The sequence below is a fragment of the Spirosoma sp. genome (assembly GCF_026391055.1).
GTDB lineage: Bacteria > Bacteroidota > Bacteroidia > Cytophagales > Spirosomataceae > Spirosoma.
The window spans coordinates 1,073,857-1,086,060 of sequence record NZ_JAPLET010000022.1 but is presented as its reverse complement, the minus strand read 5'-3'; the positions used below and the strand labels follow the sequence as shown (position 1 = coordinate 1,086,060).

Below are 12,204 nucleotides of genomic sequence, written 5' to 3'. Positions count from 1 at the left end.
GACAACAAGGGAATAGGGTAAGGAATGTTCGGTTATTTCCAGGCTGGATTTTGCTCCAGTTTTGAATTGCTCAGCACTTCCACGTTCGGGATGGGAAAGTATCGGTGCTTGTCCTGGACCGGCCTCGACGGATAGTACGAGTTTAGCACATTGGCCACCATCTTGAATTTGCCCGTGCGGGTGAGGTCATACCATCGATCGGCTTCGACGAATAGCTCCCAAGACCGTTCCTGCAGCACGGCTTCGATAAACGCATCTTTGCCCAGGCCCGGCGTCAGGTCGGGGATGCCCGCCCGCCGACGAACGGTGTTGATGGCGGTATAGGCTACGGCTGTCGGGCCATTCTGCCGCGCTTCGGCCTCGGCCGCAATGAGGTACACGTCGGCCAGTCTCAGAATCGGGAAGTTGTTTTCGCCGTTGGCTCCGTTGGAGTTGGGGTCCAGAAACTTCTTGATAATCACCCGGTCTTTCAGCGTAGCATCTGCCTGACCAATCAGCTTGCCGGCTGAATTAACGTAGGCCGTATCGAGCAATTGCCGACGCTTATCGACGGGATTGAACGAATTGTAGAACGACATATAGCCGAAGGCTGAACCAAAAGCCGTTTTCGAGAAAACCGGGGGCGAATTGGCCGGAGCATAAAAACCCACCAGATCGGACCCGTTCAGCCCACTCAGGGCTGAATATTCAGCCGCAAAAATCTGCTCTGTCCGGGCCGCATCCTCTTTCAGTGGATTGTACAGGTCCAGTACATTGGGCATCAGGCTGTAGCGGTTCGACTGGATAACAGCCTGGGCATTTTCGGCCGCTTTCGCCCAGTTTCCGGCATACAGGTGTGCTTTTGCCAGCAAGCCCTGAGCGGCCCCGATTGCCGCCCGGCCCCGGTCTTTCGGCGTGGCGGGCAGATCTTTCATCGCCTGTTCAAAATCCTTGACAATAAGCGCATACACATCTTCAACTTTGCTTTTGGGGGCTTCCGTCGACGCTATATCTTTGGTACTAGTCTGTTTGATAGGGACTTCGCCAAAGGTTTTAACGAGGTGGAAGTAGTACAGCCCGCGCAAAAAATAGGCTTCGGCCAGAATCTGCTTCTTTCGGGTATCGTCCATCGCGATCTTCGGGACATTATCGAGTACCTGATTGGCCCGGTTAATCCCGTTAAAGCAATGCTGCCAGTAGCCACCAATCAGGTCCATGGTGGCATCGTAGGAGAACACCGTCAGTTGGTCGCGGCCGACGACGGCCCTCGGAAACGACTGATCGGCGGAGTAGTCGGGCAATTGCGTACCCACCCGGCCGTACAGATCGGTGACGGGCGTATAAGCAGCTGTCAGAGCCGCTTCGGCATCGGAAGCCGAGGTATAAAACTGCTGTGGCGAAACGAAGGAATAGGGCGTTTCGGTTAACTGACAGGCACTCAGTTGCGCCAGCAAAAAGGTCATCCCCAGAAAGGAACTGATACGGGTAAATTTCATGATCGGTGTTGGCTACGGTTAGAAGTTGAGTTGAAGACCAGCAATGAACGACTTGGACACGGGGAACCCGATGTTGTCCACGCCGAGGTTGAGGTTGTTCTGCCCGGCGGTGTTTACCTCCGGGTCATAGCCCGAATACCTGGTCAGGGTAGCGAAATTGTTGGCACTCACATACACCCGCGAATTCGCTAACCAGGCCAGTTTGCCAACGGCAGGGATCGTGTAACCGAGGGTTATGTTCTTGAAGCGAACAAATGAGCCATCTTCAATGTGAATGTCGGACTGGTTGACCCGCTGCCCCGTCGAGGCTTTCAGGTACTCGTTCGACGGATTGGTGGGTGTCCAGCGGTTTACGTAGCTGGCGTACTGATTGATGGTACCCGCCCCGGCCTCCAGCCGGACTCTCGACACGGCAAAGATCTGATTGCCCTGTACACCCTGTACGAACAGGCTCAGGTCGAAGCCTTTGTACTTCAGGGTATTGTTGATGCCGAAGATATAGTTTGGGTTCGGGTTGCCGATAATGGTCTGATCGGCTCCCGAAATGGCTCCGTCGCCATTCAGGTCACGATAGCGGATATTGCCCGGAATGCGCCCCGTCGGGATGTTGTCGCCGGTTTGGTAAATACCATCGAAGACATACCCATAGAATGAACCGATGGGCGCGCCTACCCGCAGGATGCTGTTATTGGTGAAAGCGCCAATGGAGCCATCGCCACCACCGGGAATAATTTCGGTACGGGTTCCGTCGATGAGCGTGAGCTTATTGCGGTTGGCCGATATGTTGCCGTTAATATCCCACTTCAGTGGGCCATTCAGTACACCCGCATTGACAGTTACTTCAATGCCCCGGTTCTCGACCGAGCCGAAATTGCCAAATACCGACCCAAAGCCCGACGAGAGCGGAATGGTCCGCGACAGCAGCAGATCCGTTGTTTTTTTGTAATACACATCGGCCGTTACCTGAATCCGGTTGTTTAGCAAGCCGAAATCCAGCCCGATATCGGCCTGCGCACTTTTCTCCCATTTCAGGTCGGGGTTGCTAATGTTGGCCGCAGCAATCCCAATGGTACGCACATTATTGAAATTGTAATTACCAACCGAATTGAGTCGCGATAAGGAGTTGTAAAGGGGAATATCGGCGTTGCCCGTTATACCAAAACTGGCCCGAAGCTTCAGATCACTCAACACCTGCTGTCCATGCATAAATCCTTCTTCCGACACCCGCCAGGCCCCCGCTACTGAAGGGAAAAAGCCATATTTGTTATTGTTGCCAAACCGGCTTGAGCCGTCGACACGACCCGTCAGCGTCAGCAGGTACTTACTTTTATAATTATAATTGATCCGACCGGTGTATGAATCTAAGCGCCAGGCTTGTTTGTTGCTGGCAATGGTTAGAATAGACGCCTGCGAGAGGTTATTGTTCAACACAAGATCGTTGGGAAACTGCTGGCCGGTCATGGCATCGGAGGTTTGTGCCTGACCCTGGGTCGAAAATACGCCGGTCAGATTTACGTCATGCGTCCCAAACAGCCGGTGGTAATTCAGCAGACTCTCGTGCAGTACCGTATTGGTGTTGGCATTTCCTTTACCACCAATGCCGTTCACCTGCGAACCGGCCCGGATGTTGCGGGTAACGTACGAGTCGCGGGTATCCGTCACAAGGTCGCCCCCAAACGAGGCCCGGTAGGTTAAGCCATTGGTAATAGTCCAGTCGGCAAAGATGTTGCCCAGAAACCGACGGGTCGTATTTCGGTTCAGCACCTCCGTAGCCAGCGCAATGGGGTTGTTGAGGTCCAGGTAGCGGTTCGTGAAAATAGTCGGTGTGCCGTCGGCATTATAGGGTGAAAAGACGGGCGGAGCGGTAAGGGCCGACAGAATAATTCCTCCCGACGGACCTCCATCGCCCAGTGTGGCGGTAATGGCCCCATTATTAACGGAGTAGGTATACGTCAGGCTCGTGCCTATTTTAAAGTTTTTATTGATCGTATTGTCCAGGTTGACCCGCACCGATCCCCGCTTGAAGTTGGAGTTGATGATGATCCCGTCCTGATCGAAATAATTCATCGACAGTGCAAACTGCGAGCGCTCGTTGCCGCCCGATACGGACAGCTGGTGACTCTGCATTGGCGCTTTCCGGAAAATAAGTGACTGCCAGTCGGTGCCCTTCCCTAACTGATCGGGGTTGGGGTAGAGTGGTGTGCCGGCAATTTCGTTTTCGTATTGTGCAAACTGCGTGGCATTCATCACATCCAGCGTTTTCCGGATTTGCTGCTGCCCGTAATAGCCATCGTAGCTTACGCGGGTTTTTCCGGCTTTTCCCCGTTTGGTTGTAATCAGTACGACGCCATTGGCTCCGCGCGTACCGTAAATAGCGGTGGCCGAGGCATCTTTCAGTACCTCCATTGACTCTATATCATTGGGGTTCAGCGTCGATAGCACCGAGAGCCGGTTGCCATTGTCATTCCCGAGTCCGCTGCCGCCCCCTGCCACCGGGTTGTCGCCCCCGGCTATGGGGAATCCATCGACCACATAGAGCGGTTCGCTGCTGCCGCTGATCGAGTTATTGCCCCGAATGCGAACGCTGATGCTACCCCCCGGTGCGCCTGAGTTCTGGGTAACCTGTACCCCCGAAGCCCGGGCCTGAAGGCCCTGAACGAAATTGGCAATCGGTGTTTGTTTTAGTTCAGCAGCTCTCACTGACGAAACCGAGCCGGTCAGGTCACTCTTCTTTACCGTACCGTAGCCTACAACGATGACCTCGTTCAATGAACGATTATCCGGTTGCAGGGCGATGGTTAGCTTGCTCTGGCCCGAAACCGGTACTTCCTGCGTCTGGTAGCCAATCGACGAAACGATCAGCACGAGCGAACCTGCCGGAGCCGCCAGCGTAAACTCACCGTTGGCATTGGTCGTAGTACCTTGCTGGGTGTTTTTAACCATAACGTTGGCGCCGGGTACTCCCTGGCTACTTTCAACTGATGTAACCAAACCGCTGACCGTAACGGGCCGCTTTGATTGGGCCAGCGCGGACAGCTCCAAGACGAGCAGCAGGCATACGAGCCACCCGATTTTTGACTGGACTGAACTAGTGGTAGAAAATGGCATAAGCAGTGCGGGGTAGTTTAAAGGGTTTTAATTGAAAAATACAATTCAAGCTGATCGTCGTTGAGTCAAGTCAGCACTCATTACAGCGAAAGATTATCTGATCGGCTAGACGTAATTGTTCAGTAAGGTGCTACTTATTTCGCTTCTAATCTTAATAGAGCACAATTATTGTCAAGTATAGTGCAATATGTTGGTTCCGGTATTAATATTTCTTAGTGGGAACGCTCCCATTTTTTGGGAACGCTCCCAAATTGGGGTGAATAAATAAATTGTTTGCTTGGTTGTATTTCTTGATTTATTGCAAAATAACTTAGGTCTGTTCTGGAACTATGGAGACCATTGCAGACAACGGAAATGCCTCCATTTGGTCAAGTATCACAAGCACGGTCAGGGAATAAACGTGTATTGAAATTTTGATTTTGGTTGAGTACCAGTTTGTAGTAGGCGCCTTATTTACTTTTTTTGTCAGCAGGAACCACGTTACCCCCTGTCTGATCACTGCCGGTTAGAGAAGAAGGGGCAAGAATTCAATTAATCGGGTTTTACAGAAAATCTGTATACTCGTTAGATTGTGGCAAAATTTCGGTCCATGTATGTTCTCATTTAAGCAATTCACCATTCAGCAGGATCGTACGGCTATGAAAGTCTGCACGGACGCCTGCGTATTGGGAGCCTACGCTGATGTTAATGGCGATGAGACAACTGATCGGGTGACACACCTGCTGGACATTGGAACCGGTACGGGTTTACTGGCGCTTATGGCTGCCCAACGAAATCCAATGGCTAATATCGATGCGGTTGAAATAGATGATGCCGCCTACAGTCAGGCTACCCAAAACGTAGGGACCAGCCCGTTCGCTGACCGGATTCAGGTTATGCAGGGTCGTATACAGGATTACCGGCCCGCTATTCGGTATGATCGGATTCTGACCAATCCGCCGTTTTATACCAATCACCTTCGTTCAACGGATGCGGCCGTTAACCGGGCTTTGCATACCGGCGACTTACCTTTTCCCGAATTAGTCGAAACTGTTGTCAGGCTGATGAAGCCAACGGGGCAATGGTGGGTGTTGCTGCCGCCTTATGAAACAGATTTATTGGCCGAAATTGCCCGAAAAGCAGGTCTATATGCCTTTAAACGCCTGTCTTTACGGCACAACGCTCAAAAGCCCGCATTTCGGGTTGTGAGCGGCTATTCGTATACAGAAAGGAGACCTGAAGAAGAAATGCTGATAATTTATGAGCGTGCTGATGTGGCCGATCAGGCGAAATCACAGTCAAAAGAAACGTATTCATCAGATTTTCGGGCATTACTCCGGGATTTTTACCTGATTTTCTGAAAACTCTGCGACCTTTGCAAAAATCTTTGCGCCTGTTTCGGCGTGGGGCCGCCCGTGCGGTTCGACCTTGCGTTTAGAATATATATGCCAGAACCGCTTCAACTAACCGTTTTGATTCCGCTTTACAACGAAGATGAGTCGCTGCCCGAACTGCACGACTGGATTGTAAGGGTCGTGACGGAGCACCAGTATACCTACGAAATCCTGTTCGTCGATGATGGCAGTACGGATAATTCATGGAACGTTGTTGAGCAGTTAGCAGGCGGTAACCCGAATGTGCGGGGCATCCGATTTAATCGAAATTATGGTAAAACGGCGGCCTTACAAACCGGCTTTCTGGCCGTTCGGGGACAGGTGGTCATTACCATGGACGCCGATTTACAGGATAGCCCGGACGAAATACCGGAGCTGTACCGAATGATTACGGCGGAGAAATACGATCTTGTTTCGGGCTGGAAGCAGAAGCGATACGATCCGATCACCAAAACGCTGCCTACCAAGCTGTTCAATGCTGTTTCGCGCTGGATATCCGGGGTACAACTGCACGATTTTAACTGCGGCCTAAAAGCCTATCGGCAAAAAGTAGTCAAAACCATTGCACCGTCGCTGTATGGCGATATGCACCGGAATTTGCCCATTGTAGCCAACTGGGATGGATTTAGCCGCATTGGGGAGAAAGTTGTGCAGCACCGGGCCCGGAAATATGGTACTACCAAATTTGGTTTGGAGCGTTTTGTGAACGGCTTTCTGGATGTACTCGTAATAGGGTTTGTCCATCGGTTCAGCAAACGGCCCATGCATTTCTTTGGAACCTTTGGGACGCTGTCCTTTTTTATCGGCTCGGTACTTGCCATCTGGCTCATTATCGAGAAGCTTATCAATATTTCAAAGGGGGAGAAGTTTCGAAATGTGACCGACAACCCACTGTTCTTCTTCGGCCTTGTTGCGATTATTCTTGGCGTGCAATTGTTTCTGGCAGGTTTTCTGGGCGAAATGCTCGTTCGCCAGAGCTTAAATCGCTCAACAGATCAACTGGTAGCCGAAAAGATAGGATTTACTGACCAAAATGTGCCGGTTTAAACGGCTTTTCTTTTTCAATCAATAGAATAAATTAGTAATACAACCAACCAATGAAGAGTAATTTTAAAGCCCATCCCTGGCACGGTATTTCAATTGGCGAGTTAGCGCCCAAACAAGTAACGTGCTTTATCGAAATCGTACCGACGGATACCGTTAAGTATGAAATCGATAAAACAACTGGCTACCTCAAAATTGACCGGCCTCAGCAATATTCCAACGTTCTACCAGCCTTGTACGGTTTTATTCCACAAACCTTTTGTGGTGAACAGATTGCCCGCCTGGCCAGTGAAAAATCCGGCCGGACAGTTGAACTGGGCGATGGAGATCCCCTCGACATCTGCGTTCTGACGGAACGTGAAATTACCCACGGTGACCTTATTTTACAGGCTATCCCCATTGGTGGTTTCCGGTTGATCGACAAAGGCGAAGCAGACGATAAAATTATCGCCGTGCTGAAAGGAGATGCTATGTACGGTCAGTTTACAGAACTGGCTCAACTGCCCGAAGGCGTTGTAAAACGGTTACGCCATTACTTCATGACCTACAAAAACCTGCCCGACGAACCGGCAGTGATGGAACTGGCCAACATCTACGGGCAGGAAGAAGCCTGGGAAGTAATTCAGACCTCGATCAACGATTATAAGCTGATGTAAGGTTTACACCATTCGTCCGCTATTTTCGCGTACTTAACATTTTTATAGCCCGGAAACTTACTTCCGGGCTATATTTGTATATAGCCCGATTTGTAAAGGCTTTACATTAATTATAATTCATGCGACAGTTTCTTAAATATGTTCTGGCTACAATCGTTGGCCTGCTGTTGTTTTCCTTTGTAGGCTTTTTACTCCTTATAGGATTAGGAACGGCCTTGTCATCTTCGGATAAAAAAACAACCGTTAAAGAAAACACCGTCTTAAAGTTAGACCTGGACAAGCCGATCGAAGAGCGGAGTGTCGATAATCCGTTCAAGGGATTCGGACCCATAAGTGGCGGTGGAGATGCCATTGGACTTATCGAATTAAAGCAGACGCTGAAAGAGGCAAAAGACGACGACAAAATCAAAGGGATCTACCTGCAAACGGAAAGTCCGGCGGCTGGCTGGGCATCTCTCGAAGAGGTTCGTAACGCACTGATCGACTTTAAACAGTCGAAAAAATTTGTCTATGCCTATGCCGAAACGATGACCGAAAAAGGGTACTACATCGCATCGGTTGCCGATAAAATATACCTGAATCCGGCGGGCGATCTGGAATGGAACGGCTTGAATGCCGAACTTTCTTTCTTTAAAGGAACCCTCGATAAACTGGGCATCAAACCCGAAATCTTCAAAGTAGGCGAGTTTAAAAGTGCCGTAGAGCCGTTTATCCGCGAAGATATGAGCGATCCTAACCGGAAACAGGTAAACTCGTTTCTGAACTCCGTAAACGACCACATGCTGGTTCGGATAGCGCAGAGCCGGAACCTGCGGGTCGATTCGCTCAAACGCTATGCCGATGAGTTGACCATCCAGAAACCCGCCGATGCACTTCGTACAAAACTTGTGACCAACATCGGTTATCAGGATGAGCTGGAAAGCGTTATGAAGAAGCAACTGGGCGTCGACGAGAAGAAAAAGATCAACTACGTATCGCTGAGCAAATACGAAAATTCGGAAAAAGTTGATGCAGAGTCGGAAGGGACGGGCTCAAGCCGGATTGCCGTCATTGTGGCTTCGGGTGATATTCAGTCGGGCAAGAGTGGCGAGAATAGCATTGGCTCCGAGACGATCGTGGAAGAACTTCGGAAAGCCCGTCTCGACGATAAAGTAAAAGCGATTGTGTTACGGGTCAACTCTGGCGGAGGCAGTGCTCTGGCGTCGGATGTGATGTACCGCGAAGTGCAGCTTGCCCGAAAAAGTAAGCCTGTTATTGGATCTATGTCCGACTATGCGGCTTCTGGCGGGTATTATATGCTGATGGGCTGCGACAAAATTGTAGCTCAGCCAAACACCATAACGGGCTCTATTGGCGTCTTTTCGTTGCTGTTCAACACCGAGAATTTCTTTAAAGACAAACTCGGTGTCACCTACGACCGGGTAAAAACCAATACCAACGCTGACTTCCCGACGGGTACGCATGAAATGACACCCTTCCAGAAGCAGACGATGCAGCGGGCTACTGAACGAATCTATGCCGAGTTTACGGGCAAAGCCGCAGCCGGACGAAAACTGCCGATTGACAGCCTTCGGGCCATTGCCGGTGGCCGCGTCTGGACGGGCTCGCAGGGAAAAGCCATTGGCTTGGTCGATCAGCTTGGCGGACTTGACGACGCTGTAAAACTGGCGGCTCAAACGGCTAAACTGAAAGAGGGTGATTACAAACTAAAGTATCAGCCCCGCAAAAAGGAGTTCTTCGAGCAGTTGATGATGTCGTTCGGTAATGACGAAGATGCGAAGATTCAGGCTCAGCTTGGTGAACTGGCTCCGTATGTGAAGTACCTGAAAAAACTCAAAACGATGCAGGGTATTCAGATGCGATTGCCTTTCGAAGTAGACATTCGATAACTCGTTTTACGTACCTGATTCAGGCCTGTACGCGTTAAAGCCACCCCTAGTGGCCCGGTGTATAGGCCTTTTTGTTTACCTTGCAATCAGCAACGTTATCCTGATGCAGACCCTTCCTATACATCTTGACCTGTTTGCCCTCATCATCTTTCTGGGTGTAGCCCAGGGGATTTTTCTTGGTGTTTTTTTCTTAACCGGTCTGCGGTCGAAAAGCGTAGGAAATCGCTGTCTGGGTTTTTTTACACTGGCGCTTTCAGCGGTCAGTGGTGAAATATTCCTAAACTATACGAACTACACATTTAGGGCATTGTGGACCAGCGATTTTGCTGAGCCTTTCAATTTTGCGCTGGGGCCGTTATTCTATTTTTTTATTTACAGCCGACTCTGGCAACGGTTGCCGCTTCGTTGGGGATGGCACTTGTTGCCCTTCGCTATCTGGCTGGTGAACTCAGTAACCTGGCATTATCAGCCGCTGGAGGTCAAATACAATGCCTACATAAACGCGCAACATCCCGAATTGCCTTTCATTCACCAAGAGCCCTACTGGTCTGATGATTTTACGGGTCTGCGCGATTTTATTAATGAATTGACACTGCTCAGCTGTGTGGTATATGCCGCGCTGGCTCTCCTGACCATTCGAACGGCTAATCGCACAGCGGGTAAAAAAACGGACTCCTCAATACATACGTCATTACGCTTATTAAGTTTGCTCTTCGCATTAGTACCCTTCCTGATCGTGCTGGTAAAACCTCAGTTTTACCACGATGTAGGCGATTATCTGCTGGCTACGTATATGGCTGCTACCATCTACGCAATCAGTTTTCTGGTAATGCAGGAGTCGGATTTTTTGCTGAACACGGCACAACCCGAACAAACGGTCTTTGCGGAAGAGTCCCTTGCGGAACCAAAAAAGAAATATGAGAAATCGGCGCTGTCTGAAGAGGTCGAAGATGCCGTTTTACGTAAACTCGCTCGCCTGCTCGAAACGGAGAAACCCTACCTCGACAGTGATCTGTCATTACCGAAACTGGCCGCCCGGTTAGATACCAGTCCGCATCATCTGTCGCAGTTGCTGAACGACCGACTGGGGCAAACGTTCTTCGACTGGCTGGCTGCGTACCGTATTGCCGAGGCCCGGCAATTACTGAGTGAACCGGCTACCAGTAACCTGAAAATCGATGAAATTGCCGAACGGGTGGGATACAATTCGCCGTCTGCTTTCCATACAGCCTTCAAACGATTGACCAACCAGACACCGGCGCAGTTTCGGGTAAAAGGGCTTGGGCAGGGGGCCGAGCGGTAGGGTAGCAGATATTATTAGTTCGTCCCGATAGGCGCGAAGTGCTTACTCGTCGGGAAATAGGGCTTGTAAAGCCTCTGGAGCGCACCTTTGCTGCATCAACCCCGTAAAGCAAAAAATCATGCATCCAACCTCAGCTCCAGCTACTTCATCAGTAATAAATGCGATTTCTACCCGGCGTCATGACCTCGACTGGCTCAGGGTAATTGCCATTGTGACCCTGCTATTCTACCATACCGGCATGATTTACGTGTCGTGGAACTGGCATATAAAAAGTGCTGAACATAGCGTACCAATGGAAGTCGTGATGCGGTGGCTGCATCGCTGGCGGATGCCGTTATTATTCTTTATCTCAGGAGCCGGTACCTTCTTTGCCCTGAAAAAACGCTCGTATGGTGCCTATGCTGGTGAGCGCGTCCGGCGATTGTTTGTGCCGCTGGTTTTTGGCATGTTCGTAATCGTACCCCCTCAAATCTACATTGAGTGGCTGTTTAGGGGACGATTTTCCGGTAGTTATCTGGCGTTTTACCCCGAAGTTTTCAACTTCCAACCGTACGAAGATGGCGGCACGGGTGGTGCCTTTAGCTGGCATCATCTCTGGTTTGTCTGTTACCTATTTCTGTATTCACTGATAAGTATTCCTGTGTTTCAGTGGCTAAAACGCGAGTCGGGCCAGCGTTTCGTCGATCGGATCGGTCGGCTTATTGCCCGGCCCGGTGGAGCACTCTGGCTCGTTGGCTTTTTACTGCTGAATGATGTGGTTCTTGGCGGATTCTTTCCCCACGAAACCCACGCGCTGATAAATGACTGGGCTTATTTCATGAATAACCTGCTGCTCTTCTGGCTCGGTTTTATCCTGATCAGCCGAAAAAGTTTCTGGCAGATCATCACCGACCAGCGTCTTTACTTCCTGGCGGCTACGGTGATCTGTACGATCATTATGTATGGTTCCCGAGCCTTGATCAGTGACGATACCGTTGAGGCATCGAAACTACTGACTACATTGTTTAGCTTTAATCGACTTGGGTTGACGTGGTTTTCGGTGTTAACCACTGTTGCCTATGGGTATCGGTATCTTAATGTGAATCATCCGATTTTGCCGCACCTGAACGAAGCCGTTTATCCCTTCTATATCCTGCATCAAACGGTTATCGTACTCGTTGGGTATTATATCATAACCCAAACATCGTTAGGTCTTTACAGTGGTTTTTTTGTCATCAGCTTTGCCACACTTCTTGTCTGTATCGCTATCTATATGTTACTGATCCGGCCGTTTAAGTTGATGAGAGTATTCTTTGGGTTAAAATGATTGTTGGTTTATGACATTTGATTTGCGATTTTTGATAACTCATAGCCATT

The 12,204-nt window shown here is 50.0% G+C and carries 8 protein-coding genes; 6 read left to right on the top strand and 2 right to left on the bottom strand.

What is annotated here, in order from left to right; genetic code table 11:
- Positions 1–32: 32 nt before the first annotated feature.
- Both NT073_RS19975 and NT073_RS19970 read right to left on the bottom strand, forming a co-directional pair.
- A complete protein-coding gene (locus NT073_RS19975; RefSeq protein WP_297376921.1) occupies positions 33–1,475 on the bottom strand; it encodes a RagB/SusD family nutrient uptake outer membrane protein in 1,443 nt (480 codons plus the stop codon).
- A gap of 18 nt (positions 1,476–1,493) precedes the next feature.
- Positions 1,494–4,583: a TonB-dependent receptor gene (locus NT073_RS19970; RefSeq protein WP_297376919.1), complete on the bottom strand. Its 3,090-nt coding sequence runs from the start codon at positions 4,581–4,583 to the stop codon at positions 1,494–1,496.
- A gap of 593 nt (positions 4,584–5,176) precedes the next feature.
- Here NT073_RS19970 and NT073_RS19965 point away from each other — a divergent pair.
- The 6 genes from NT073_RS19965 to NT073_RS19940 all read left to right on the top strand — a co-directional run bounded on the left by NT073_RS19965 (position 5,177) and on the right by NT073_RS19940 (position 12,154).
- Entirely contained in the window at positions 5,177–5,923 is a 747-nt protein-coding gene (locus NT073_RS19965) for a methyltransferase (protein ID WP_297376917.1), read from the top strand.
- Between the two features lie 84 nt (positions 5,924–6,007).
- Positions 6,008–7,003, top strand: a complete 996-nt coding sequence (locus NT073_RS19960; protein ID WP_297376915.1) for a glycosyltransferase family 2 protein — start codon at positions 6,008–6,010, stop codon at positions 7,001–7,003.
- Between the two features lie 50 nt (positions 7,004–7,053).
- On the top strand, positions 7,054–7,656 hold the full coding sequence (locus NT073_RS19955; RefSeq protein ID WP_297376913.1) for an inorganic pyrophosphatase: 603 nt from the start codon (positions 7,054–7,056) through the stop codon (positions 7,654–7,656).
- A gap of 119 nt (positions 7,657–7,775) precedes the next feature.
- Positions 7,776–9,545: a signal peptide peptidase SppA gene (gene sppA / locus NT073_RS19950; RefSeq protein ID WP_297376911.1), complete on the top strand. Its 1,770-nt coding sequence runs from the start codon at positions 7,776–7,778 to the stop codon at positions 9,543–9,545.
- Positions 9,546–9,648: 103 nt separating this feature from the next.
- Positions 9,649–10,848, top strand: coding sequence for an AraC family transcriptional regulator (locus NT073_RS19945; protein WP_297376910.1), 1,200 nt, complete (start codon positions 9,649–9,651; stop codon positions 10,846–10,848).
- A gap of 118 nt (positions 10,849–10,966) precedes the next feature.
- Complete coding sequence (locus NT073_RS19940; protein ID WP_297376909.1) at positions 10,967–12,154, top strand: acyltransferase family protein; 1,188 nt, start codon at positions 10,967–10,969, stop codon at positions 12,152–12,154.
- The last annotated feature ends 50 nt before the right edge of the window (positions 12,155–12,204 follow it).